The 23,705-nt window shown below is 66.1% G+C and carries 22 protein-coding genes and 1 tRNA gene; 11 read left to right on the forward strand and 12 right to left on the reverse strand.

The window, feature by feature from the left end; genetic code table 11:
* Positions 1-1,588 (reverse strand): (Fe-S)-binding protein (locus tag IBJ82_RS30085; protein ID WP_194829379.1); only part of this gene is annotated, 1,588 nt, incomplete at its 3' end.
* A gap of 457 nt (positions 1,589-2,045) precedes the next feature.
* Here IBJ82_RS30085 and IBJ82_RS30090 point away from each other — a divergent pair.
* Complete coding sequence (locus IBJ82_RS30090; protein ID WP_228537896.1) at positions 2,046-2,804, forward strand: hypothetical protein; 759 nt, start codon at positions 2,046-2,048, stop codon at positions 2,802-2,804.
* Positions 2,805-2,887: 83 nt separating this feature from the next.
* Here IBJ82_RS30090 and IBJ82_RS30095 read toward each other — a convergent pair whose 3' ends face one another.
* Positions 2,888-3,412, reverse strand: coding sequence for a YdcF family protein (locus IBJ82_RS30095; RefSeq protein ID WP_194829380.1), 525 nt, complete (start codon positions 3,410-3,412; stop codon positions 2,888-2,890).
* Positions 3,413-3,665: 253 nt separating this feature from the next.
* On the opposite strand from IBJ82_RS30095, the gene IBJ82_RS30100 reads away from it, so the two are divergent.
* Both IBJ82_RS30100 and IBJ82_RS30105 read left to right on the forward strand, forming a co-directional pair.
* Complete coding sequence (locus tag IBJ82_RS30100) at positions 3,666-4,988, forward strand: UDP-glucose/GDP-mannose dehydrogenase family protein (protein ID WP_194829381.1); 1,323 nt, start codon at positions 3,666-3,668, stop codon at positions 4,986-4,988.
* 90 nt (positions 4,989-5,078) lie between these two features.
* Positions 5,079-6,437 (forward strand): Hsp70 family protein, encoded by a 1,359-nt coding sequence (locus tag IBJ82_RS30105; protein ID WP_228537897.1) that lies wholly within the window; start codon positions 5,079-5,081, stop codon positions 6,435-6,437.
* Positions 6,438-6,509: 72 nt separating this feature from the next.
* Here IBJ82_RS30105 and IBJ82_RS30110 read toward each other — a convergent pair whose 3' ends face one another.
* The 3 genes from IBJ82_RS30110 to IBJ82_RS30120 all read right to left on the reverse strand — a co-directional run bounded on the left by IBJ82_RS30110 (position 6,510) and on the right by IBJ82_RS30120 (position 10,772).
* Positions 6,510-7,784 (reverse strand): YibE/F family protein, encoded by a 1,275-nt coding sequence (locus IBJ82_RS30110; protein ID WP_194829382.1) that lies wholly within the window; start codon positions 7,782-7,784, stop codon positions 6,510-6,512.
* 414 nt (positions 7,785-8,198) lie between these two features.
* Positions 8,199-9,452 carry a pyridoxal phosphate-dependent aminotransferase gene (locus tag IBJ82_RS30115; protein ID WP_062987837.1) on the reverse strand — a complete coding sequence of 418 codons (1,254 nt, stop codon included), beginning with the start codon at positions 9,450-9,452 and terminating at the stop codon, positions 8,199-8,201.
* A 60-nt stretch (positions 9,453-9,512) separates the two neighbouring features.
* The gene (locus IBJ82_RS30120; protein ID WP_082844197.1) at positions 9,513-10,772 is read right to left on the reverse strand and encodes a DNA-binding transcriptional regulator; all 1,260 of its coding nucleotides are present in this window, start codon (positions 10,770-10,772) and stop codon (positions 9,513-9,515) included.
* Between the two features lie 202 nt (positions 10,773-10,974).
* On the opposite strand from IBJ82_RS30120, the gene IBJ82_RS30125 reads away from it, so the two are divergent.
* Complete coding sequence (locus IBJ82_RS30125; protein WP_370585544.1) at positions 10,975-11,484, forward strand: hypothetical protein; 510 nt, start codon at positions 10,975-10,977, stop codon at positions 11,482-11,484.
* Here the strand turns inward: IBJ82_RS30125 and dcd are convergent.
* On the reverse strand, positions 11,403-12,002 hold the full coding sequence (dcd, locus tag IBJ82_RS30130) for a dCTP deaminase (RefSeq protein ID WP_056823535.1): 600 nt from the start codon (positions 12,000-12,002) through the stop codon (positions 11,403-11,405). The genes IBJ82_RS30125 and dcd overlap by 82 nt on opposite strands.
* A 162-nt stretch (positions 12,003-12,164) precedes the next feature.
* Between dcd and IBJ82_RS30135 the strand changes: the two genes are divergently transcribed.
* Both IBJ82_RS30135 and IBJ82_RS30140 read left to right on the forward strand, forming a co-directional pair.
* A tRNA-Gly gene (locus IBJ82_RS30135) sits at positions 12,165-12,235 on the forward strand.
* 150 nt (positions 12,236-12,385) lie between these two features.
* Positions 12,386-13,231: a CPBP family intramembrane glutamic endopeptidase gene (locus tag IBJ82_RS30140; protein WP_194829383.1), complete on the forward strand. Its 846-nt coding sequence runs from the start codon at positions 12,386-12,388 to the stop codon at positions 13,229-13,231.
* A 58-nt stretch (positions 13,232-13,289) separates the two neighbouring features.
* Here IBJ82_RS30140 and IBJ82_RS30145 read toward each other — a convergent pair whose 3' ends face one another.
* From IBJ82_RS30145 to IBJ82_RS30165, 5 genes are all read right to left on the reverse strand, one after another.
* Positions 13,290-13,787 (reverse strand): flavin reductase family protein, encoded by a 498-nt coding sequence (locus tag IBJ82_RS30145; RefSeq protein ID WP_194829384.1) that lies wholly within the window; start codon positions 13,785-13,787, stop codon positions 13,290-13,292.
* Positions 13,780-14,307 carry an NADPH-dependent FMN reductase gene (locus IBJ82_RS30150; protein ID WP_194829385.1) on the reverse strand — a complete coding sequence of 176 codons (528 nt, stop codon included), beginning with the start codon at positions 14,305-14,307 and terminating at the stop codon, positions 13,780-13,782. Before IBJ82_RS30150 ends, IBJ82_RS30145 begins: the two co-directional genes overlap by 8 nt.
* Positions 14,308-14,334: 27 nt before the next feature.
* Positions 14,335-15,609, reverse strand: coding sequence for an SfnB family sulfur acquisition oxidoreductase (locus IBJ82_RS30155; RefSeq protein ID WP_194829386.1), 1,275 nt, complete (start codon positions 15,607-15,609; stop codon positions 14,335-14,337).
* Positions 15,609-16,724, reverse strand: coding sequence for a dimethylsulfone monooxygenase SfnG (gene sfnG / locus IBJ82_RS30160; RefSeq protein WP_194829387.1), 1,116 nt, complete (start codon positions 16,722-16,724; stop codon positions 15,609-15,611). The genes IBJ82_RS30155 and sfnG overlap by 1 nt, the downstream gene beginning before the upstream one ends.
* Positions 16,725-16,817: 93 nt before the next feature.
* On the reverse strand, positions 16,818-17,135 hold the full coding sequence (locus tag IBJ82_RS30165) for a hypothetical protein (protein WP_194829388.1): 318 nt from the start codon (positions 17,133-17,135) through the stop codon (positions 16,818-16,820).
* A gap of 114 nt (positions 17,136-17,249) precedes the next feature.
* Here IBJ82_RS30165 and IBJ82_RS30170 point away from each other — a divergent pair, with 114 nt between their 5' ends.
* The 3 genes from IBJ82_RS30170 to IBJ82_RS30180 all read left to right on the forward strand — a co-directional run bounded on the left by IBJ82_RS30170 (position 17,250) and on the right by IBJ82_RS30180 (position 19,974).
* Positions 17,250-17,999, forward strand: a complete 750-nt coding sequence (locus tag IBJ82_RS30170) for a crotonase/enoyl-CoA hydratase family protein (RefSeq protein ID WP_194829389.1) — start codon at positions 17,250-17,252, stop codon at positions 17,997-17,999.
* A 168-nt stretch (positions 18,000-18,167) separates the two neighbouring features.
* Positions 18,168-19,274 (forward strand): DUF4185 domain-containing protein, encoded by a 1,107-nt coding sequence (locus IBJ82_RS30175; protein ID WP_194829390.1) that lies wholly within the window; start codon positions 18,168-18,170, stop codon positions 19,272-19,274.
* A 28-nt stretch (positions 19,275-19,302) separates the two neighbouring features.
* The gene (locus tag IBJ82_RS30180) at positions 19,303-19,974 is read left to right on the forward strand and encodes a bifunctional 2-polyprenyl-6-hydroxyphenol methylase/3-demethylubiquinol 3-O-methyltransferase UbiG (RefSeq protein ID WP_194829391.1); all 672 of its coding nucleotides are present in this window, start codon (positions 19,303-19,305) and stop codon (positions 19,972-19,974) included.
* On the opposite strand, the gene IBJ82_RS30185 is transcribed toward IBJ82_RS30180, so the two are convergent.
* Positions 19,975-20,562, reverse strand: coding sequence for an alpha/beta family hydrolase (locus IBJ82_RS30185; protein ID WP_370585545.1), 588 nt, complete (start codon positions 20,560-20,562; stop codon positions 19,975-19,977). It abuts the gene before it with no gap.
* Positions 20,563-20,782: 220 nt separating this feature from the next.
* Here IBJ82_RS30185 and IBJ82_RS30190 point away from each other — a divergent pair, with 220 nt between their 5' ends.
* Both IBJ82_RS30190 and IBJ82_RS30195 read left to right on the forward strand, forming a co-directional pair.
* Complete coding sequence (locus IBJ82_RS30190) at positions 20,783-22,618, forward strand: acyl-CoA dehydrogenase (RefSeq protein WP_194829393.1); 1,836 nt, start codon at positions 20,783-20,785, stop codon at positions 22,616-22,618.
* Between the two features lie 356 nt (positions 22,619-22,974).
* Complete coding sequence (locus IBJ82_RS30195; RefSeq protein ID WP_194829394.1) at positions 22,975-23,688, forward strand: helix-turn-helix domain-containing protein; 714 nt, start codon at positions 22,975-22,977, stop codon at positions 23,686-23,688.
* Positions 23,689-23,705: the final 17 nt, after the last annotated feature.

A 23,705-nucleotide genomic window follows, 5' to 3' on the forward strand; every position in this document is an offset into this window, starting at 1 on the left:
GACGAGCCGAGTCACCGGTGCAGGTCTCTTCCGCACCCAACACCATGAACTTCGTGCCCGCGGTCGCCAACAACTCGGCGACGGCCTTGGTGGTCTTCTTCGCACGGTCCTCGTAGGCACCGGCACAACCGACCCAGAACAGGTACTCGTACCCGTCGAAGCTGTCAGCGTCTTTACCGAAGACCGGGATGTCGAAATCGACTTCCTTGATCCAGTTGAGGCGGTCCTTGGAGTTCTGACCCCACGGGTTGCCCTTGTTCTCCAGGTTCTTGAACAGACCAGCGAGCTCGGAGGGGAACTCCGACTCGATCAATACCTGGTAGCGGCGCATATCGATGATGTGATCGACATGCTCGATATCGACCGGGCACTGCTCGACACACGCACCACAGGTCGTGCACGACCACAACACCTCGGGATCGATGATCCCGTGGACATCCTCGCCACCGACCAACGGACGCTCGGCCTCGGCACGAGCGGCCTCGGGGATCTTGGCCAGCGCGGCCTCATCGGGCTTGCCGTCGGCGTCGACCAGGCCGACCTCGTCGCCACCGGCATCCTTGCGGCCACCGGCCAGCAGGTACGGGGCGGCGGCGTAACCGTGGTCGCGCAGCGACATGATCAGCAGCTTCGGCGAGAGCGGCTTACCGGTGTTCCAGGCGGGGCACTGCGACTGGCAGCGACCGCACTCGGTGCAGGTGGAGAAGTCGAGCCAGCCCTTCCAGGAGAAGTCCTCCATGCGGCCCGCACCCAGGGTGTCGACCTCGGGGTCGACGTTCTCCATGTCGAGAACCTTGCCGTTGGACACCATCGGCGCGGCCGCACCCAGCGCGACGCTGCCGTCGGCATTGCGCTTGAAGTAGATGTTGAAGAAGGCCGAGAAGCGGTGCCAGGCCACGCCCCAGGTGATGTTGCGGCCGACCAGGTACAGGAAGGCCATGCCCGACATCAGCTTGATGAACGCGAAGATCGACACCATGGTCGGGCTCGCGGGCAGCAGCTTCGCGATCTGCATGGTGAAGAAGTCGGTGGCGGCGTGCCCGTGTCCGTAGGTGGCGATCTTGCCCGCCTTGACGAAGATCATGCCGAGGCCCTCCATCAAGACGATCGTCTCGATGACATAGGCGGGGGCCATCTTGGAGCCGCTGAAACGCGACAGACGCGCGGGAATCCGCGGGTGGTTCAGCTGGCGGATGATGATCAGCGCGCCGATACCGACCACGGTGCCGATGCCGAGAATCTCGTCGACGAGGTGGTAGATCGCCCAGTTGCCGATGATCGGCCAGTGGAACGAGCCGTCGAAGGTCTGGCCGTAGGCCTCGAACCACAGGATCGCGCCGAGGATGAAGCCGGTCATGACCAGCCAGTGCGCCCAACCGACGGTGCGGAACTTGTTCATCCGCGTATGGGCCGCGACCTCGATGAACATGTTCTTGAACCGCGGGAAGAACGGTCGCCAACGGTCGGGGGCCGTCTGGCCGATGGTGACTGCCTTGCCGATGTTCCATGCGCCGCCGATAAACGACGCCCAACAGAACAGGCTGAGCACAGCTCCAATCGTGCCCAACGTGATAGTCAGGGCATTCATGTCGCGACCTTTCTTTCGAGGCAACACGAGGTTCTGAGCGAGGAGACCTCGCCCGATTGCTCGTATCGTAACCGCCACTAAGTTACCGGCCAGTAACTAACGCTGTCCACCATAGGATCGGCTTTTGCGCTCTGACCTCGTTTACTGGGACTTGACCTGTGGTTTGCCTGTGAGCAATATCACAAATTTGTTTGCCACGGGGTTCCCGTAGCGACTGTTGAACACCGTAAACCGTGCGTGAACTGCGGCGAAGCTAAGGTCAGGCTTACTAGGCCCACCGAAATTCCTTCTGGCCTCAGGGGATTCAGTACATTAGGCTCCAGCTGTTCTGCATGCTGTGCCGGTCTTCACACTGCTCGGGGAGAAGTAGGGGACATCTCATAGGGATGCCCTGCTTGACGGGTCTCGCGTGTCGCTCGATCGCACTACGCACCACACCTGATGGATTGGAACCTGAATGAACTTCCGTAGGACCACTGCGGCTGCCGCGCTGGTTATCGGGGCGATGACCGTTGCCATGGGCACTGCTCATGCCGAAGAGGCACCGCAGGACATCAAATACTCGGTCAAGCTCGTCGACAAGACTGTCGTCGCCACCGTGAAGAACGGCACCTTCTCGATTGTCGAGCAGGCCGGCGAGACCCCTGAGGCCCCCAAGACCAAGATCGCCGAGATCAAGGACACCCGCGGTGACGTGGTAGTGGCCGTGCCGATCGCGTTCTCGTTCAACGGCGCGGAGGTCCCGACCAAGGCCGAGGTCGTCAAGGACTCCACCGTGCTCGAGCTGACCCCGGAGAAGCCTGCCGGCGTCAACATCGCCGCCAACCAGCAGGTCGGCGTGAAGCCGGTCCTGAAGGCGGCGCCGATCGCGTCGGCGCAGGAGAACCAGAAGGCGATCAACGACTTCGCCGGCAAGTTCAGCATCGGTACCGCCATCGGCACCTTCGTCGGTTCCGCCATCGGCGCGGTCGTGGGCTGCATCGCGGGCGGCATCGTCGGCGTCGGTGTCTTCTCGGTTCCGCTGTGCATGGGTGGCATCGTGGGTGGCGCTGCCATCGGCGGCGTCGTCGGCATGATCGCTATCGGTGGCCCGACCATGATGGTCGCCGGCATCGAACTGCTGAACGTCATGCAGGCTGCGGACGGCACTTCGGTGTGGGCCGAAAAGCAGCAGGCAGTCACTGCTCCGGCTCCGCAGGCCGCTCCGGCCAACTGATCGGCCTCCTCACCAGTTTCCCCGCCAGGCCCCGCTCTTCGGAGCGGGGCCTTTCGCGTCCCCGATTGCCGATCACGGCGCTCTCAGCACTCGGCGAACCAAGCCTTCACGAACCCCGCCGACTGATAGACGTAGTCCCACGCCCAGCGCACGGGCGACAGATGTGGCTCCGGATCGACGAACAGCAACTCCCCGTCCCAGCATTTTCCGAGGATGTAGCGAGCGCGGGAGACGTGCGGAGTGAACGTGACCACGATGACGCGGTCCCACTCGGCACCCAGGCGCGCCAGTTCACGGCCTTCACCGAGGGTCGTGCGCGGACTCGGGTCGAAGCAGATCACCTCGAAGCTGTAGCCCCCGTGGCAGATTCGATTCACCATCGGACTGTGGTCATAGGGGTTGGAAACCAGGATGCGCGGCGCGTACCCCTGCGCGGCCAACCGCAGCCCTAGTTGTTCGCGGCCGTCGTGCGCCCCACCGAGGATCAGAATCGCATCGGCGACCTGCGGATCGTCCGTGCGCGGCCGGACATACACCGGCCACAGCGCGACCACCGCGAGCAACACCACGACCAGCAATCCACCCGTGGCGAACAGGACCCGACGCATAGTCAATGCTCCATCCGCGATGGCGTATTCGTGCGATCCCGCACGATTATGCCAACCCCCACGCACTCGAGCGGCTCGCTGCGAATGCAGACCGACGATCCGAACCGTGCACCCACCAACTTTCTCATTTGCGCAGGTGAGAGCCCCGCACCCGGATCACCCTCGCGGGCGTTTCCCCCTGTACACCAGATGTTGCGCCCCCTCTTGCCTCGCTGACGCGGCGTAGCCACGCGCACCGCTTACCAACAGAACTATGCGATGCACAGTCTTCGGAACGGGGTACCTCGGGGCCACGCATGCAGCGTGTATGGCCGAGTTGGGACACGACGTGGTCGGGGTGGACGTCGATCCCGGCAAGGTGGCCAAGTTGGCCGATGGTGTGGTGCCGTTCTACGAACCGGGGCTCGAGGAAGTGCTGCAACGCAACCTCGCCGCCGGCCGCCTACGGTTCACCACGGACTACGAAGATGCCGCGGCCCATGCCGACGTGCACTTTCTCGGTGTCGGAACACCGCAGAAGAAGGGCGAGTACGGCGCCGATCTGAAATACGTGCACGCGGTGGTGGATACGCTCGCCCCGATGCTGGAACGCCCGGCGATGATCGTCGGCAAGTCCACGGTGCCGGTGGGAACCGCCGCCGCCCTCGGCGTTCGGGCCCGCGAGCAAGCGAAGGTCGACGTCGAGGTCGCCTGGAATCCTGAGTTCTTGCGCGAGGGTTTCGCGGTTCAGGACACCCTGCGCCCCGATCGCCTCGTACTCGGTCTCGACCATGCTCGCGAACGCTCGGCTTGGGTAGAGGAGCACATCCGCGAGATCTACGCCGACCTCATCGCCGCCGAGATCCCCTTCCTGCTCACCGACCTGGCCACCGCCGAACTGGTGAAGGTCTCGGCGAATGCCTTTCTGGCGACGAAGATCTCGTTCATCAACGCCGTCTCGGAGGTCTGTGAGGCCACCGGCGCCGACGTCACCATGCTGGCCGACGCCCTCGGCTACGACGCCCGCATCGGCCGCCGATTCCTCAATGCCGGACTCGGTTTCGGTGGCGGCTGCTTACCCAAGGACATCCGCGCCTTCATGGCACGCTCGGGCGAACTCGGCGCCGATCACGCCGTCGCGTTCCTGCGCGAGGTCGACAACATCAATATGCGCCGCCGCACGAAGGTCGTCGACATGGCCGCCCGCGCCTGCGGCGGTTCCCTGCTGGGTGCGAACGTGGCAGTCCTCGGCGCGGCCTTCAAGCCCGAATCCGACGATGTGCGCGATTCACCGGCCCTGAATGTGGCGGGAATGATCCAGCTGCACGGTGCCGTGGTCACCGTGTACGACCCCAAGGCCGTGGAGAATTCGCGCCGCGTGTTCCCCACGTTGAACTACGCCACCTCGGTCTCGGAGGCGTGTGATCGCGCCGACGTGGTGCTGGTCCTTACCGAGTGGAACGAATTCACCGCATTGACCCCGGCCGACCTCGACCCGGTGGTACGGTCCCGTTCGATCATCGACGGTCGCAACTGCTTGGACAGCGCAACCTGGCGTGCGGCCGGGTGGGTATACGCCGGACTCGGCACCCCGTAGAGTAACGAGCCAAGCGGGGGCTGGAGCGGATTTCGGTCCGCGTTATCGCAGTCCTCGTATGTCGTGCAGCACGGACGAGATGGGCAGCGGATGAGTTCGGTTCTGGGAATTTCGGTGGGGGCCGGGACGGTGCGCCTCGCGCGTCCGCAGCACGGTGGCCCACACGGTTCCGTCCCGCCGTATTCGTTCGACCAGCAATCGATCCCCATGCCCGAACAGCGGGCCGAGGAGACCGCCGCCGACGCGATCGCCGCCACACTGGCCGCATCGCCCGAGATCGCCGCCACCACCATCACCTTCCGCAGCGAGCCGCAGGCCAGGGCGGTGCGCGCCGCGATGGCACGACGCCAGCTCACCAACTACCAGCTCGTGCCCGAAGCCGTTGCCGCCGTGCACTTCGCCCACGCCACCAGCGATATGCGCGATGTGTCCACGCTGGCCGTCTACGACCTGGGCAGTTCGGGTCTCACGGTGAGCGTGATCAACGCCCGCACCAGCGATGTGTACCAGTGCGAGCGGATCAGCGACATCAGCGGCGACTACCTGGATTCGCTGATCAGAGAGCAGCAGATCGCCTCGGGCCGGATCGCGCATCCGGCCGACCCTGCGGGCCTTGCCGCCCTCGACGCGCTGTGCCGGGCCGCCAAGGAGCAGCTGTCCAACAGCAATGCGGTGGCGTTGCCCAGCGAGCAGGGCCTGGTTCTGCTCACGCAGGAGAACTTCGAAGCGCTGATGATGCTGGCCATCGAGTCGTCGGCCCGGATGACCCGCGATGTCATCATCCGCGCGCAGCATCCGGTGCAGGCCGTCATGGTTCTCGGTGGTGGCGCCCGGATTCCGTTGATCGCGCGCGTGCTCGAGCGCACGATCGGCGTGCCGGTGATCGTGCCGGCCGAGCCGGAGACCGCGCTCGCCCGCGGCGCCGCGCTGCTCGCCCGCCCCGCCCAGGTCCAGCAGGCGCCCGCCGCTCCGGCGCCGGTTCCGATGGACGAACACGACGACACGACCCCTGCCTGGCTCACCGCGCCCACCCGTGGCCGCCGCCCGCTCAGCGCACTCACCAACCGGGCTCATTCCCGCCGCGAACTGAATGTGGCGGTGCTGACGGTGAGTTCGCTGGTGGTCGTCGCCGCGATCGGGCTCGGCCTCGGCTACGGTCCCGAAGTACTCGAGCGCGGTTCGTCGAGCGATGGTTCGCAGGCCGTCCCCGCGACCACGCCCCCGCGCCCCAGCGCAGTCGGCCCGTCGGCGGCCCCGGCCGCGACCACCGAGGCCCAACACGAAACCGTCGCGGCGCCACCGGTCAATCCGCGCCGGGTCGAGGAAACCACCGACGCGCCACCATCACAGGGCCCCAACACCTTCACTGTGGTCCCTGGTCTGCCCCCGGTGGTGCTGCCCACTCTGCCCCCGGTGCTCCTCCCCGGCTTCCCACCTGCCGGTCAGTAGCCCGAACTCCTGCCGGACACCGTCCAGCTCGCCGAACCGAATTCCGCGAACTGGTCCGGCGTCCGAACAGGATCAGTTCCGAGCGTGCTTGGCCCGCGCGGGCGCCACCGCGGTCTGCTTCGCACCGAACGGCCGTGCCAACATCACCGCGATCATCGTCGTCAACGGCACCGACAACGCCAGCGCGATACCGCCCACCGCCGATCGTGTGATCTCGATGGCCACCGCGTCTCCGGTCAGCACATCGGTGATCGACCGCCCTGCCACGCTGAACAGCAGCAGCAGCGGCAGCGCTCCACCGGCATAGGCGAGCACGAGCGTGTAGACCGTGCTGGCGATGTGGTCGCGCCCCACCCGCATGGCCGCGGTGAAGATCTCCCGCCGCGTCGCGCCTTCGTCGAGCGCGGCGAGTTCGAAGGCCGCCGAAGCCTGCGTGATGGTCACGTCGTTGAGCACACCGAGCGATCCGATGATGAACCCCGCCAGCAGCAGCCCGGTGATGCTCACGTGCTGAATGTAGGTGGCCACGTTGGTGTTCTGTTCCTCGGACAGCCCGGTGAGATGGGTGGCCTCGATCGCCACCCACGACAGCACCGCCGCCAGCACCATCGATGCGAGCGTCCCGAGCAACGCCGAACTGGTCCGCAGATTCACCCCGTGCGCGAGATAGAGCACCACGTAGAGAATCAGCGCCCCCGACACCAGCGCCACCGGAATCGCCGACTTCCCGTCGAGCAGCGCGGGCAACAGGAACATCACCACCACACCGAAGGCGAAACACAACCCGACCAGCGCCCGGAAACCCCGCCACCGCGCGACCACACAGATCACCACGACGAACGCGAGCACGATCAAGGTCAACGGCAGCCCGCGCGCGTAGTCCTCGAACCCGTACATGGTGATTCCGGCCGGATCCGCGGCCCGCACCACCCGAATGTTGTCGCCCGCCTGCAGATCGGGCTGCCCCGGCCCCGGCGCGATCTCGAACAGCGTCTTCTTGCCCTCGTCGGGCCCCGACCTGATGTCGATGATGCTGCGCTGACACGTATACGCGGCGACCCGCGGCGGTTCCGGCTTGTCCTCGAACACCTTCCCGATCGACGGGCTCCCGCAGGCCCCGATGTCCTGCATGACAACGGTTCCGGCCTCGGTCTGCACCGCCCCACCGGACATGGTCTGCATCGGCAACGGAATCTCGACGTGCTGTGCGCTCGGCCACAGAAACACCGTCGCGACCAACACCACCACCCCGATGATCGCCAACAGCCCGACAACAACCTTCGCCGCGGTGTCACTGATGGCTATCGGCCCGGAATGGTCGTGATGATGGTGATGATGCTCGCTCACGCCCAGAGCTTAAAGGCTGCGGTTTTCAATAACACCCTCGCAACACCAATCCGACCCCCGGCCGCAGACAAAAACCTCCCCGAGCCTAGGTCTGACCTAGGCCCGGGGAGGCGGGTTTGTGCGGCGGCGGAGAGCAGGGGGGTGTCTCCGCCGCCGGAGGTAGGCGCCCAGGGGGGTAGGCGCGCATACCTTAAGGCTCTCGGTTGTCCAGGGGGGGTAGACAACCGGGCCAGGGCGCCGAAGCGCCGAGGTCTACTGTACACAAAAGATGGACTTTTGCACTAGTAGATCTTCATAACATCCAACATTCCGAACTCACAGTCTGTTTTCCCTGCGATACCAGGATGCCCATCCTGGCCAGAGGTCCGAAAACTCACTGGTCAAAGCCCTTACAAGTGAGCGCCGACTGTATCGCTACTGACGGTAGCTGGACAGGAAGTTGCCGAATCGCTCGATCGCCACGGCCAGATCTCGCGCCCACGGCAACGTCACGATCCGCAGATGGTCGTTCGCAGGCCAGTTGAACCCGGTCCCCTGCACCATCAGGATCTTCTCCTGCAACAGCAGATCCAGCACGAGCTTTCCGTCGTCGTGGATCTCGTGCACATTCGGATCCAACCGCGGGAACGCGTACAGCGCGCCACGCGGCTTCACGCACGACACACCCGGGATCATGTTGAGCCGCTCCCACGCCACATCGCGCTGCTCGAGCAGCCGCCCGCCGGGCAGGATCAGATCCTCGATGCTCTGATGTCCACCGAGCGCCACCTGGATGGCGTGCTGAGCGGGCACGTTCGGGCACAGTCGCGAGGACGCGAGCAGATCGATGCCCTCGAGGAAACCGGCCGCGTGCTCCTTGGGCCCGGTGATCGCCAGCCAACCCGAGCGGTAACCGGCCACCCGATACGCCTTCGACAGGCCGTTGAATGTCAGGCACAGCAGGTCGGGGGCGAGCGAGGCCAGCGAGATGTGCTTGGCGTCGTCGTAGAGGATCTTGTCGTAGATCTCGTCGGCCAGCAGCAACAGCCGGTGCTTGCGCGCCAGGTCGACGATCTGCTGCAACACCTCCGTCGAGTACACCGCACCCGTCGGATTGTTCGGGTTGATCACCAACAGGGCCTTGGTCTTGTCGGTGATCTTCGACTCGATATCGGCGATATCGGGCTGCCAGCCGTTCTCCTCGTCACACAGGTAGTGCACCGGAGTACCGCCGGCCAGGCTGGTCATGGCCGTCCACAGCGGGTAGTCGGGCGCCGGGATCAGCACCTCGTCGCCGTTGTCGAGCAGGGCCTGCATGGTGACGGTGATCAGCTCGGACACCCCGTTGCCGAGGTAGACGTCGTCCACATCGAGCTCGGGGAAGCCGGGCACCAGCTCGTAGCGGGTCACGATCGCGCGCCGCGCCGACAGGATGCCCTTGGACTCGGAGTACCCCTGGGCATAGGGCAGAGCGGCGATGATGTCGCGCATGATCACATCGGGCGCCTCGAACCCGAAGGGGGCCGGGTTGCCGATGTTGAGCTTGAGAATGCGGTGGCCCTCGGCCTCCAGGCGTGCTGCCTGCGCGTGAACCGGCCCACGGATCTCGTAGACCACGTTCTGCAGTTTGGTCGACTGCTCGAGAACGCGCGGGGGCACATGCGGCGATTGAGGACTCACCGGTCCCATGTTGCCATCCTGCGCAACCTCATTTGGTCGCACGGTCGCCTTGTGCCTGGTGACAGCCCTCTACGGTCGCGGGTGGCTGGCAAGCGCGGCGGTCGCTACACAGAATTCTTCGATGCGTTCGTCGAGTCCACGCGCTTCCACCGCGTCGCGATAAGTCGGGGCGGCGATGCGGCGGCGCAGGCCCACGAGGCGCTCGCTCAGCTGGGCGATGCGTTTGTCCTCGGGAAGGTCGAGGACCGGACGTAAGGCGTCGGCGGCGCCGTCGATGCTGCCGTTGATGAGGTGGGCGGCCGCGTTGTCGACGCGGGCCAGCGATTCGGCGCCGTAGGAACGTTGTAGCGGCGGGCCGCTCGAGTAGAGGGTGATGGCGCGTTCGGTAGCGGCAAGTGCCTGTTCGGCGCGGCCGAGCTGGATGCAGGTGGCGCCCGCGTAGTAGGCGGCCTTGGGTGGGCCGAACCCGAACACCCCGCCGATCTCGTCGTGCAGCTCGTCGCGACGGTCACCGGCCGCCACTTCGGCCGCGCGCAGGCACCGGTCGGTCTCGGCATCGCTGCCGAGCCGTGCCCACACCCTTGCCTCGATATTGAGCAACCGCACCCGCCCCAGCCCCGGGCCGGCGAATTCCTGTCCGCTGCGGGCCAATTGGACGGCGTTGCGCGGCCGGTCGGACCAGTTCTCGATCAGCGCGTGCATGCCGCGGGTCCACGCACGCAACCCGTTGTGCCCGCTCAGTTCCGCGTAAGCCCAAGCGGCCCTGATCTGTTCGCCCGCGGCATCGAGATAGCCGAGGTCGGTACTCGCGTTGGCCAACAGCCCCGACAACGTACCGGCCAGCAGATATAGGTGGCTGGTGTCGACCGGCTTCTGCTGCCCGTCGAGTAGTCGGTACACCCGCCTGCGCACCCGCAGCATCTCCACCATCATCGGCGCCGGTGCGGCATGAACGTATTCGTTGGCGATGCGCCGGACGTCGGCGTCGAGCTGGGCCAACGTCGTCGCCCCCACGTTCGTGCCCTCCGCGGCGGCCGCGTGTTCGCTGGCCTCGTGCGCAGCCGCCATGATCAACTCCCTCTCCGACAACACCTCGGGGACAGCACCTTTAACAGTTCCCGCATCGACGAACGCGAGCAGGTCAGCATCACCCGCGGGCGCCAGCAGGGTCGAGAATCGCGCGCGCACAACATCATCGGAGCGAGCCAGTGACGTATCGAGCGCCGCCTGGTTCACCGGACGTGGGCGCACCCGCACCCCACCGGCCTCCCATTTCGACACCAGTCGTTCGTGCACACCGAGATGAGCCGCGAACTCCCGGATGCTCATTCGTTTGGCATCGCGAAGAGCTCTGGCCTCTCTCCCTGTCCACTCTCCGACCACGGCGTCACCTCATCCGACGAACAACTCCCTCCAGAGTACGAGCGTGACAGTGAGACACACCACAAGTTCGCGGAATCGGTTGCCAGAGGCAGTGAAAGGGCGGTGCGGGGCAGTGGTCAGGCCCTCTCGTATGCGGGATTCTGGAAGCGTGGAAGCCAGAACTGTCGACGACTGGGTGCAGTGTTACCAGCGCGAATTCCGGCTACCCGTCCGCGAGCGCGGTGGCTTTGTGATGCTGCCGATCACCGACCGGCTCTGCGTGGTGCATCTGCCGACCACGCGCGCCGAGAAGGTGCTCATGGCGCTGCGTGAGCAACGCTGTGAGGGTCCGGTGCTGGCACGTCAGATCCGCTGGAGCGTGCTCGCCGCACCCGACGCCCGGCCCTCCGAGGAAGAGGCCGCCGAGCTCGCGGGGCTCGACATCGATATCCCCGGCATCGGCAGCGCCGTGATGCTGCCGACCAATCTGGGTCGCTGGAGCCGCGAGGGTTGCCACTGGGTGCGCCCGCCGTCCGGTGGCGGCGACACCCTGCCCGCCCTGTCGCTGGTGCTGCGTATCGCGGTGGCGGCAGGCCCTCAGCGCGTCTCGACCGCGCTCAAAGAATCGGGCGACAGGGGAAAATTGAGGTACGACCGCGACGGCGTCGGCCCCCTCTGATTCTGGTACTTCGACCCGGCTTTCGCACTGCCGTACGGGTGCTCGGCCGGGCTCGACAACCGGATCAGGCACAGCTGCCCGATCTTCATCCCCGGCCACAGCGTGATCGGCAGATTCGCCACGTTCGACAGCTCCAGGGTGATGTGCCCACTGAACCCCGGATCGATGAAACCCGCCGTCGAATGCGTGAGCAGCCCGAGCCGCCCCAGACTCGACTTGCCCTCCAGCCGCCCAGCCAGATCGTCGGGCAGCGAGCACACCTCGAGCGTCGACCCCAGCACGAACTCCCCCGGATGCAGCACGAACGGCTCCCCCGGCTTCGGCTCCACCAGGCTGGTCAGCTCGTCCTGCTGCTGCGCCGGATCGATATGGGTGTAGCGACTGTTGTCGAACACCCGGAACAGCCCGTCGAGACGCACGTCGATACTCGACGGCTGAACCATCGACTCGAGCATCGGTTCGACGCCGAGCCGCCCCGCGGCGATCTCGGCCCTGATGTCACGATCGGAGAGCAGCACCGGCCCAGTGTAGGCAGCTGCACCCCAGGTCGGACCCGCACCCCTGCGGCTCCGTTCAGCGAGCGCCCTCGCCTGCCCACCGGCCAAGAGCGCAGACGCACCAACCCTTGCCTCGCACGGCCAGAGGTCTGATAGAGTCGCGAACGCGCCCAACAGCGCACTGCCGATGTAGTTCAATGGTAGAACTTCTGCTTCCCAAGCAGATGGCGCGGGTTCGATTCCCGTCATCGGCTCAACAACGAAGACCCCAGGTCACCTGGGGTCTTTCGTTCTTTCTATGACAGATCGCCGCGAACCTGACTCGCTGGCGAAATCCCCACTGTCGGAAGACGCATCACCTACCGTGGACAGGCTCAGCCTTGCCCGATAGAGCTGGAGTCGAAATGACCGATACGGTGCCTGTGTCGCGGGAACAACGCGGACTGCGGGGCTTCATGAATCGCGGCGGATTCTGGCGATTCCTCGCCTTCCTCGTCGTCTATCTCGTGATCTACCTCGGCTCCGGCTTCGTGATCGGCCACGTCGGCGGGCACTACATCGACGACGATCTGCTGAGCAGCTTGGGCAGTGTGTTTCTCCAGGTCACCGCGCCGCTGCTCATCGGAGGCGTTGTCCTGGCGGCGTTCTCCGCGTATCTGGGCTGGAACCAGGAGATGTTCGGCCGACAGCCCATCTACCGTTCGAAGTGGATGTGGATCGCACCGGTGATCGTCGCGACGCCGATCGTGCTGCGCGTGCTCGGGATCGATTGGGGCCGGCATCAGGCCGACGTCGTCGCGCTCTTGCTCGCCACCGGATTACTGATCGGCTTCGTCGAGGAACTGACCTACCGCGGGTTCGGGGTCAAGATGCTGCGCGACGGGGGCCACGGTGAGTTGGTGGTCGCGGCCGTGACCTCGCTCGCCTTCGCGCTGTCGCACAGCATGAATCTGCTGAGCGGGCAGTCGATCACGGTCGTGGGCCCCACCGTCCTCTACACCTTCTCCTTCGGCGTACTGATGTATCTGACGATGCGGGTGACCGGTTTCCTGCTGGGTGCGATGGTGATGCACGGCTTGACCGACCCGACCACGATGCTCGCCACCGGCGGCGTCGACGAGGTCGCCGCCGACGCGTCCTCGGGCGGTTTCCTCCAAGCCGCGGGCCTGTTCACCATGCTGGTGATCATCAGCGGTTACGTGCTCGTGCTCTTCGTCCGCGGCCGAGTGACGGATCAGCGCCCGTCCTGAGCGGTACGACAAAGGCTCCGGATCGATCGATGCGGAGCCTTCGTCGTCGCGGCGGGGTTCAGCCCGTGTGCAGAGTGCGGAACTTGCTGCCGTGGAACACCAGTGGATCGATGTCCTCCCGTGCGGCGACACGATTCACGCGCAGGATCACCACGAGATGATCGCCTGCGCTGACCTGCGTTTCCGGCACCCCTTCGATCCAGGCCGTCGCGCCGTCGATGAACACCGCCTCGCCGGTACCCCGGTGCAGGGCGGTCTCGCGGAAGCGGTCGCCGTTGCGGGCGCCGAGCGCCTTGGCCGCGGCCTGCTGGTCGGTACCGAGCAGACTCAGGCCGAGGTGGCCAGCGCCTGCCAGCTTGGGCCAGGTCGACGACGAGTTCTGCACGCAGAACGAGACGAGCGGCGGATCGAGGGAGACGGGCACGAAAGTACTCACCGCCAAACCGTGTGGGACGCCGTCGATCTCGGCGCACACGGCCACCACCCCGCTGGGGAAGTTGGCGAAGGCGCGACGTAAGCCGTTGCCGTCGGCGGGAAAGTCCAAGAGCTCATGCATGATTCGTTGCCTCCACCGGCCGCACGGCCGGGTCTGTCAGTGCCGCGACGACGGGTCCCCATCGCCGGGCGTATTCCTCGATGACGCCGTCCGCACCGAAAGTCCGGTCGGACAGATAGAGCCCGGGCAGCGCGGCGGTGCCACCGATTTCCACCAGCACGGGCTTGAGCAGCAGATCGGGTGCGAGCGCGTGGGTCGGACCCGCGCCGAGCATTACCGGCACGGTCACCACACCGGCCAACCCGGTACCGCCGTCGAACTGTTCGAGGAACAGCTTCAGCAGCCCGGTATAGGTGGCTTTGAAGGTCGGGCTGGCGAACACGACGAGTTCGGAGGTCGCGACGGTCTGCGCGGCCGCCGTCACCGCCGGGTCACCCCAGCCGAGCAGGCCGGGCCCGAGGGTGACCAGGTCGATCACTTGCGGCTCGGCATCAGGGCGAAGTGCCCGCGCGACCTGCACCGCCGCGGCGAGGGTGCGCGAAGCGGGTTTCGGGTTTCCGACGACGACCGTCACTGTCATGGGCTGTCCTTGTCTCGCGTGGTGGTTCTAGATGACGCCGTGCAGCGGCGGCGGTCGGTGGTGCAGAACGGCTCGTCCGATGTGCTGGTATTTCCAGCGAACCGGGTCGTGCAGCGTGTGGGTGCGCGCGTTGCGCCAGAAATGGTCGAGCCGGTGCTCGGACGCGGCGCTGCGGGTGCCGCCCACTTCGAATATCGCCGCGGCCACCTCGTTCGCAGCACGGTCGGCGAGGATCTTGGCCGTCGCGACGGCGATCGATGCCCGCGCGCCCGCGCTCTCGAGGTGCGCCTCCGGATCCTCGCCCTCCGCGATCACCCCGGACCGCACCGCCGCGTCGACCGCCGCACCCGCGACGATCAGCGTCGATTCAGCGGCCGCGACGGCAACAGCCAGTTCGCCGAACCGCTGCACGACGAGCGGGTCGTCGGCCGCATTCGCTACCTGGGCCTCGAACCAGGGCCTACTGCGCGTCCGGACGAACTCCGCCGCCGCCTGTAGAGCACCGCGTGCGATACCCGCGTCGATGGCGGCGTGCAGGAGCTGCGCGAACGCGCCGTAGCCGGTGGGCGCGTTGACCGCGGACGCCCGCGAGACCAGCTGCTCATGCCCGACCTCCACCGCGTCGAACTCGACCGTGCCGCTGCCGGTTGTCCTCTGCCCCAGCGCATCCCAGTCGTCGACGATCCGCACGCCCGGCTCGAGCGCGGGCACGAAAGCCACGTACTCCCCCGGCTCCAGGCCCGAAATGCCTTGCGGATCATCGAGTCTGGTCAACACCGCGAGCACATCGGCGAACAGCGACCCTGTGCAATAGAACTTCGTCCCCTCTACGACGAACCGCCGAGCACCGCCGGGATCGCCGACGGCACCATCGACAGGCCGCAGCACCGTCGCGATCTCGGCAACCGTCGCCCCACTGCGTTCGGACTGCGCGTTGGCGATCCGCGCACCCGCGAGCACCTTGCCGAAGTAGTCCCGCCGCTGCGCCCGAGTTCCCGCCAGCCGCAACAGGTTCAGATACACGAAGTGACTGTGCGGCACCTGCGCGATATTCGGATCGGCCGCGGCCAGGATCCGCACTACTTCGGCGACCACGCTCGGCGGCAGGTCGGCGCCACCGAATTCGGCGGGCACGGTGATCGCGAGCAATCCACTGGCCGAGAGCTGATCCAGCTCCTCGTGCGGCAGCCGACGCGAAAGATCACGGTCGGCGGCGCCCGCGGCGAACGCCTCGGCCAACTCGGCCGCGATCCGCACCGCCTGGTCGGCCGTGGCGATCCGCTCAGCGGTCACCACTGTCATCAGCGTCCCGCCGCGACCGGCGTCGCGGCGGCCTCCAGTTCACGCACCAGCGGCAGCACCTTGGCGCCGAAGTATTCGACCTCTTCCTGGAAGTGCAGGAACCCGGCCAGGATCAGGTCGACGCCGAGCGCCCGGTAGGCCACGATCCGCTCGGCGATCTGCTCGGGCGTGCCGATGAGCCCCGTCCGGAAGCCGTCGTTGTACTGGACCAGATCCTCGAAGGTGGAATCGGCCCACATGCCCTTGCGATCACCGGTGGACGCGCCCGCCTGCTGCACCGCGTCCCGAAAGCCTTGCACCGCAGGCTTGTTCGCCTTCTCGACGATCTCGCGCAAGGTGTCGCGCGCTTCCTTCTCGGTATCGCGGGCGATGATGAACCCGTTGAGCCCGAACTTCACCTCGCGATCGTTGTCCCTGGCGACCTCGCGCAGATCGTCCAATTGCTCTGTGACGCCGCCGAAGTCCTTGCCGTTGGAGAAGTACCAGTCCGCGTGGCGGCCACCGTTGCGTCGGGCCGCCGTGGAGTTACCACCTTGGAACAGTTCGGGATTGGGCCGTTCGGGGGTGTTGAGCGGCTTCGGCTTCAAGGTGAAGTCGCGGATCCGGTAGAAGTCGCCGCCGTAGTTCACCGCGTCCTCGGTCCAGATCTTGCGGATCACCTCGAGGAACTCGGCGCTGCGCCGGTACCGCTCGTCGTGTTCGAGCCACGGCTCGCCCAGCGCCTTGAACTCACCGGCGAACCAGCCCGACACCACGTTGATCGCGAACCGACCGCCGGACAGGTGGTCGGCCGTGGCACCGAACTTGGCCAGCACCGCGGGATGCCACAGTCCAGGATGGATGGCGGCGATCACCTTGAGCCGCTCGGTGGCGGCCAGCAGCGCGAGGCTGAACGAGGTCGACTCGTGCTGGAACTCGGCGCCGTAGGAAGCGGTGTAGCGCACCTGGGTGAGCGCGTAGTCGAAACCGTTGCGCTCCGCGGTCTGGGCGAGCTTCTTGTTGTAGTCGAAATCCCAGCTGGTGCGCTGCTCGATATCGCTGGTCACCAGCCCGCCACTGACGTTGGGTACCCAGTAGGCGAACGAGACCTGGTCGGCGATTCTCTCCGTGGTCACGGGCAGTTCCTCCTCGTCGTCGGCTGTTCCAGTGCAACACCGGCAGCCGACCCCGACGAGGGTTTGAATCGACGCGATCGATACGGGCTCCGATCAGCTCCCCACGCGCACGCAATCCGCGGCGATCTTCGACTGCGCCGAGCTCACCTTGGCCGCGTCGCCCTCGCTGAGCAGCTTGGCCGGATCGTCGGACTGCGCGTTCGACACCATCACCCGCAGCCCGTCCTGCGACATCCCGGAGTCGAGGAACACCTGCGCGGCACAGTCGGCCAGCGCGGGATTGCTCAACCCCTTGTCCTGCAACGACTTCGACAGCTCGGCCTGGGTAACCGCAGGTGCCTCGTCGTCACTGCCGCAGGCCGCCAGCACGGGCAGCGCGAGCAGCGCCGCGGCCATCAGACAGATCCGCATTCGGTGAGTCCTCTCGATCGTCGCGCATCGACGACGCGCGATGCGGTTCGGATCATGCCGCACCATCGTCCGCGTGGCCACCCACTCGAACTGACTCACGAGTAAGATAGTGATATGGGAGACCACATCACCGTCCGCTTCGACAACGACCTCGCCTATGCCGAATTGAACAGGCCCGGCAAACACAACGGGCTCACCCTGGAAATGCTTCGCGATCTTGTCGAGGCGGCTCGAAAAGTGGCCGACCACAAGACAACCCGCGCCGTGATCCTCACCGGAAACGGGCCGAGTTTCAGTAGCGGACTCGATATCGCCGCCGCCACTCGCAATCCGGTGGCTATCGTCAAAGAATTCCTCCCGCGGCCCCTGCGCGGCACCAATACCTTCCAGGAAGCCTGTTGGGCCTGGCGCCGACTCGACGTCCCGGTGATCGCCGCGGTCCACGGGCGCTGCTTCGGCGGCGGCCTCCAGATCGCACTGGCCGCCGACTTCCGGATCGCCGCCCCCACGGCCGAATTCTCGGTCATGGAAGTCGCCCACGGCCTGATTCCCGATATGACGGGCCCGGCCACGTTGTCACAGCTCATCGGCATCGACCAGGCCAAGCTGCTGGCGATGACCGCCGACTCGATCGACGCCGACTACGCGCTCCGGATCGGCCTGATCACCGACGTCGCCGACGACCCGGTGAAGGCCGCGCAGGCCCTCGCCGACCGCGTCACGGCCCGCGACCGCGACGCTGTGGCCGCCGCCAAGCACCTGTTCGACCGCTCGTGGCACCGCGGTTCCCGTGCGACCTTCGCCGCCGAGCGGTTGGCCCAACTGCCATTGCTCCTGCGTAAGGCCATGAGTAGTAGCGACTGACAAGCAATCCACCTGCAAATTCATGTCGGCTACCCAACGTATGTACCGCATATCACTGTTAGCGGCTGTTAGCATCGCTTCGATTCGCTGACCAGCCGAACCAGTGGTACGTGACGGAAAAGCCGCGACGTTCCCGGATTTCGGCCCGACCCGGAGGCTCGAACACCTGTGAACAAGACCGGATCCATCCTGCTGTCCGCACTCGCAGGTACTACGGCCTTGCTCGTGAGCGCCGCGCCTCCCGCCGTGGCGAACCCGAACGCCATCAACCCGATTCCCGTCCTCAACGGCACCCATGGCCTGCCCGTCCTGCACGGGCGCACCCAGGCGGTGTTCCAGGTCACGGGCATGGCCAGCCCCAACAACACCCAGAACTACAACGTTCTCGGCACCGACCTCGGCATCATGTGGGACAACGGGCGCGGCGAGATGCTCACCGCCTTCGGCGACACCGCGGGCATCGGCTTCCCCAACCTGCTCGCGGGCAGTACCTGGGCGTGGCGCTCCAACATCCTGGTCCGCAGCCACGACCAGAACCCGGCCGACGGGGTCATGTTCAACAGTGTCGTGCGCGATGTCATCGGCCAGGCACGCGACCTGATCCCCAGCCCCAAGATCCCCTTCCTCGAGATCAGCCGCATCCCCACCGCGGGTATCTCGGCCAACGGCGTGCAGTACATGTCGCTGATGTCGGTGAAGACCTGGGACGCCCCCGGTGAATGGACCACGAGCTTCTCCGGCCTCGCCGCCTCGGCCGACAACGGCGAGACCTGGGCCGATCTCGGCCACACCCGCCGTCCCGACGAGGGTGGCAACGCCAACTTCCAGATGAACAGCTTCGTGAAGGACGGCGGCTTCGTCTACGAATACGGCACCCGCGCCGGCCGCAACAACGAGGCCTTCATCGCCCGCGTCCCCGAAGCCCAGATCGAAAACCTCGCCGCCTACGAGTACTGGGACGGCCACGACTGGAAGCTCAACGACGTGAACGCGGCGGCCCCCATCATGGGCGGCGTCGGCGAACTCTCGGTGATGTACAACGAATACCTCGGCCAGTTCATCTCCCTCACCACCGACCCGTTCAACTCCGTGGTGATGCGCCGCGCGTCCTCACCGGTTGGCCCGTGGAGCGCCCCGGAGGTGCTCATCGATGCGCGCGAACTCCCCACCGCCTACGCCCCGTCGATCTTCCCGTACCAAACCGGCCGCGACCTGTACTTCATGACAACCATCCACACCCAGTACAACGTCGTATTGATGCGCACCACGCTCTGACATCGTTCGCCGGTCCTACACTCGACACATGGACGCGGCGGATTGGGATGCGCGGTATGCGCAGAGTGAATTGGTTTGGGGCGCACCGCCGAACAGCACCGTCGTCGAACATGTGTACGGCCTCGACCGCAGAATCCCCCTGCTCCCCGATGATTCAGGGGTGGCGCCGGCGCTCCCGAGGGCTCTCGACCTGGCCTGCGGCGAGGGCCGCCACGCACTCTGGCTGGCTACCCACGGCTGGGAGGTGACCGCCGTCGACTTCTCCCAGGTCGGGATCGACAAGGGCAGAACCGTCGCCGCTCGCCTGTCGCGCTCGGTCCGTTCCAGGGTGCACTGGCAAACAGCCGACATCACCGACCTCGAAGCCGCCGAGATCACCGGCCCCTTCGAACTGATCCTGATGGTCTTCGTCCACCTCCCCGCCGACGAGCGCCGCACCCTGCTGCACCAACTGTCCGACATGCTCGCCCCCGGCGGCATGCTCCTGGTCCTCGGTCATGCCACCCGCAACATCACCGACGGCTACGGCGGCCCCCAGGAAGCGCAGATCCTCTTCTCCCCCGAAGACCTGCGAGCAGACCTGGCCCGCGACGACATCACCATCTCCCTCGCGAATGAGGTCTTCCGCCCCACCGAGGGTGTCGACGCGATCGATTCCCTACTGATCGCCGAATGCCCGCTCCCCGAATCCACCGACTGATCACTGCGCCCAGCGGGCGAACCAGGGGGTCACGGTCGCCGCGATGACGTCGAATCCGGTGCGGAACGAGTGCGCTTGCTTGGGAATCACCCGCACTTCGGCGGCGTCCGCGGCGTCGGGCACCCCGAACGGGTCACTTCCCCCGTTGATCACCACGACCTCGATATCTCCGGTCGCCAGCAGTTCATCCCGCCTGGTCTTCTCCGGCTTGCCCGGCGGATGCAGAGGGAACGATAGCGCGATGACGCCCCTCGCCCCGACGTCCACGGCTGTGCGACACGCGACTCGCGCGCCGTTGCTGCGACCCCCCTGAACAACCGGCACTCCGGGAAATCTCGCCCGCAACACCGCCACGATCTCGCGCCAGGCCTGATCCTGCTTGTCCGCGTTCCCCGGCGCTCGCCCACCGGCAACCCGATAGGGCTGCACCACCCGAGCTACCGCCCCGCCCGCTTCGACGGCCGAATCACGCACGGCCAGAATATCTTTGGCATCGACGCCGCCACCGGCCCCGTGCGTGATCACCAGCAGGAACGCTGGATCACGCACCTCGTCGAGCTCGATTTCGGCCGGTCCCACAGTCGTCACGATGCGCACATCTCACGGTAGCCCCGAGGTCGCGGCGAGCAACGTTTCCGCACCCGCGCGTGTTTTCCACATCACATTGCCGCCTACCCCTTTGCCGAAGCCATTACCCACCGGTAATATGATGGATAAGTTACCCGCGAGTAGCATGCGGAAAACCGGCGACGGGCGGGAACGGCACACCACCGACCGCACCAGAACTCAACGGAGAGTGAGTAGTCACATGGGCCACTACAAGGCAAACGTTCGCGACCTCGAGTTCAACCTCTTCGAGGTTCTCGGCATCGACAAGGTGCTCGACGCAGGCGCCTTCGGCGACCTGGACACCGACACCGTCAAGGAAATGCTCTCCGAAGTCCGCCGCCTGGCCGAGGGCCCGCTGGCCGAGTCCTTCGCCGACGCGGACCGCAACCCGCCCGTGTTCGACCCGAACACCCACACCGTCAAGCTGCCCGAGTCCTTCAAGAAGTCCTACAAGGCGCTCGAAGACGGCGAATGGGCCAAGGTTCCGTTGAACGAGGAACTCGGTGGCCTCGGCGCCCCGTCCGCCATCGCGTGGGCCCTGTCGGAGATGGTGCTCGGCGCCAACCCGCCCATCCAGATGTACGCCGCGGGCGCCGGCTTCGCGCAGGTGTTCTTCAACAACGGCACCGACGAGCAGAAGAAGTGGGCGGCCAAGATCGCCGACCGCAACTGGGGCGCCACCATGGTGCTGACCGAGCCGGATGCCGGTTCCGACGTCGGCGCCGGTCGCACCAAGGCGATCAAGCAGGAAGACGGCACCTGGCACATCGAGGGTGTCAAGCGCTTCATCACCTCGGCCGACTCCGACGACATGTTCGAGAACATCATGCACCTGGTGCTGGCTCGCCCCGAGGGCGCCGGACCGGGCACCAAGGGCCTGTCGCTGTTCTACGTCCCGAAGACCCACTTCGACTTCGACACCGAGACCTACGGCGACCGCAACGGTGTGTTCGTCACCAACGTCGAGCACAAGATGGGCATCAAGGCCTCGACCACCTGTGAGCTCACCTTCGGTGGCCACGGCGTTCCCGCCAAGGGCTGGCTGGTCGGCGAGGTGCACAACGGCATCGCGCAGATGTTCGACGTCATCGAGAACGCTCGCATGATGGTGGGCACCAAGGCCATCGCGACCCTGTCGACCGGTTACCTGAACGCGCTGGAGTACGCCAAGACCCGCGTCCAGGGTGCCGACCTGACCCAGATGACCGACAAGGCCGCGCCCCGCGTGACCATCACCCACCACCCGGACGTGCGTCGTTCGCTGGCCACCCAGAAGGCATACGCCGAGGGCCTGCGCGCGATCTACCTCTACACCGCCGCGCACCAGAACCCGGAAATCGCCGAGGTCGTCTCGGGTGCGGACTCCGACGTCGCGTTCCGCGTGAACGACCTGCTGCTCCCGATCGTCAAGGGTGTCGGCTCCGAGCGCGCCTACCAGTACCTGACCGATTCGCTGCAGACCTTCGGAGGCTCGGGCTTCCTGCAGGACTACCCGATCGAGCAGTACATCCGCGACGCGAAGATCGACTCCCTCTACGAGGGCACCACCGCCATCCAGGCGCAGGACTTCTTCTTCCGCAAGATCGCGCGTGACCGCGGTGTGGCCCTGGCCCACGTGGCGGGCCAGATCCAGAAGTTCCTGGACTCGGACTCCGCCAACGAGCGCCTCAAGGGCGAGCGCAAGCAGCTCGCCACCGCGCTCGAGGACGTACAGGCCATGGCCGCCACCCTGACCGGCCACCTGATGGCCGCGCAGGAGCAGCCGACCGAGCTGTACAAGGTCGGCCTGGGTTCGGTGCGTTTCCTGATGGCCGTCGGCGACCTGTTCATCGGCTGGATGCTGCTGAACCAGGCCGAGATCGCCCTCGCCGCCCTCGACAACGGCGCCACCGGCTCCGACGTCGCCTTCTACACCGGCAAGGTCGCCTCCGGGCAGTTCTTCGCCCGCAACGTCCTGCCCGAGCTGACCGCCACCCGCGCGATCCTCGCCAACCTGGACAACGACATCATGGACCTGGACGAAGCCGCCTTCTGAGGTTTCTTCACCTGATCCACGTAAAACGGGCCGGAGCATTCAGCTCCGGCCCGTTTTCTGTCTCTGCCTCTATGCGGAGCCGCTGGAGAGTGCAGCGAGCGTCGTGAGGAAGTACATCAGGCCATCCATGAAAATCTCCTTCGAAGTGGGTCGGCCATTCCTATCACGGAATGGTTACCTACAACCTTGACGAGGTGAACGCCGAGCGAACATGCCCGCTCAGTCCTCCTTCGACGCGGTGAGCACCTGAAACCAGCGCGCTGACGGGCTCGGCGGTCGCGGTTCCCCGCCATCCGGCTACCCACTCGGCGTACCCTGGGATCTACCGTCGGTCGGGGTGAGGCTCGGGGGTTGGGATGGTTGAAAGCACTGCGCTCAGTGTGTATTTGCGCGAACGGCGGCTGGCCGCGGGGCTCGCGCGGGGCGAACTCGCCACCCGCACCCAGCTCGCGCCACTTCTCATCAGCCAGATCGAATCCGGGGCACTCGTCCCGAATCCCGCTATGCTGCAACGACTTTTCGACAGCCTCGAGGTGCCCCAGTGGTATCGCAAACACATCCTGGTCCGCGGCCTGCCCGCCATCGAATCCGGCACCGCGCCCACGACCCCCTCGGCCGAAGATCTCGCCGACCTGGCCAGCCTCACCCACCCCGCCTGCTTCGCCCGCTTCCCCACCATGGACATGCTCGCGGCGAACTCCGACTACCAGCGCCTGTTCCCCGGCCTCGGCGCCGGCGTGAACATGCTCGAGTGGATGTTCCTCAACCCCGTGGCGAAGAAGGTCTACCTCGACTGGACCACCGAAGCCCAGCTCCTGGTCCACGCCTTCCGCATGCTCGCCCCGCTCGCCCCCACCCAGCGCGTCACCGCCATCACCGCGGCGTGCAGCGATTCTCCCGACTGGGATCCGGTGTGGACCAGCGAAGTTCGCCCGCAGGACATCGCGCGGCGCCACCTGCGCCTGCGCGAACGCAGCAGCGGCCTGGAGCGGCGCATGATGCTGCGCATCTACGACCCCGCGTTCCCCAGCCGCCCGTGGTGGCTGTACCGCCTGATCCCCGTTCGATGACACACAGCGAAGCCCCC

The sequence above is a fragment of the Nocardia sp. XZ_19_231 genome (assembly GCF_015355705.1).
GTDB lineage: Bacteria > Actinomycetota > Actinomycetes > Mycobacteriales > Mycobacteriaceae > Nocardia > Nocardia salmonicida.

What these genes read in the sequence shown, in the direction of transcription:
- IBJ82_RS30090 (WP_228537896.1), top strand. Translation starts at nt 2,046, where the DNA reads ATGAACTTCCGTAGGACCACTGCGGCTGCCGCGCTGGTTATCGGGGCG.
- IBJ82_RS30095 (WP_194829380.1), bottom strand. Translation starts at nt 3,412, where the DNA reads ATGCGTCGGGTCCTGTTCGCCACGGGTGGATTGCTGGTCGTGGTGTTG.
- IBJ82_RS30100 (WP_194829381.1), top strand. Translation starts at nt 3,666, where the DNA reads ATGCGATGCACAGTCTTCGGAACGGGGTACCTCGGGGCCACGCATGCA.
- IBJ82_RS30105 (WP_228537897.1), top strand. Translation starts at nt 5,079, where the DNA reads ATGAGTTCGGTTCTGGGAATTTCGGTGGGGGCCGGGACGGTGCGCCTC.
- IBJ82_RS30115 (WP_062987837.1), bottom strand. Translation starts at nt 9,452, where the DNA reads ATGGGACCGGTGAGTCCTCAATCGCCGCATGTGCCCCCGCGCGTTCTC.
- IBJ82_RS30120 (WP_082844197.1), bottom strand. Translation starts at nt 10,772, where the DNA reads ATGAGCATCCGGGAGTTCGCGGCTCATCTCGGTGTGCACGAACGACTG.
- IBJ82_RS30140 (WP_194829383.1), top strand. Translation starts at nt 12,386, where the DNA reads ATGACCGATACGGTGCCTGTGTCGCGGGAACAACGCGGACTGCGGGGC.
- IBJ82_RS30145 (WP_194829384.1), bottom strand. Translation starts at nt 13,787, where the DNA reads ATGCATGAGCTCTTGGACTTTCCCGCCGACGGCAACGGCTTACGTCGC.
- IBJ82_RS30150 (WP_194829385.1), bottom strand. Translation starts at nt 14,307, where the DNA reads ATGACAGTGACGGTCGTCGTCGGAAACCCGAAACCCGCTTCGCGCACC.
- IBJ82_RS30155 (WP_194829386.1), bottom strand. Translation starts at nt 15,609, where the DNA reads ATGACAGTGGTGACCGCTGAGCGGATCGCCACGGCCGACCAGGCGGTG.
- IBJ82_RS30165 (WP_194829388.1), bottom strand. Translation starts at nt 17,135, where the DNA reads ATGCGGATCTGTCTGATGGCCGCGGCGCTGCTCGCGCTGCCCGTGCTG.
- IBJ82_RS30170 (WP_194829389.1), top strand. Translation starts at nt 17,250, where the DNA reads ATGGGAGACCACATCACCGTCCGCTTCGACAACGACCTCGCCTATGCC.
- IBJ82_RS30180 (WP_194829391.1), top strand. Translation starts at nt 19,303, where the DNA reads ATGGACGCGGCGGATTGGGATGCGCGGTATGCGCAGAGTGAATTGGTT.
- IBJ82_RS30190 (WP_194829393.1), top strand. Translation starts at nt 20,783, where the DNA reads ATGGGCCACTACAAGGCAAACGTTCGCGACCTCGAGTTCAACCTCTTC.
- IBJ82_RS30195 (WP_194829394.1), top strand. Translation starts at nt 22,975, where the DNA reads ATGGTTGAAAGCACTGCGCTCAGTGTGTATTTGCGCGAACGGCGGCTG.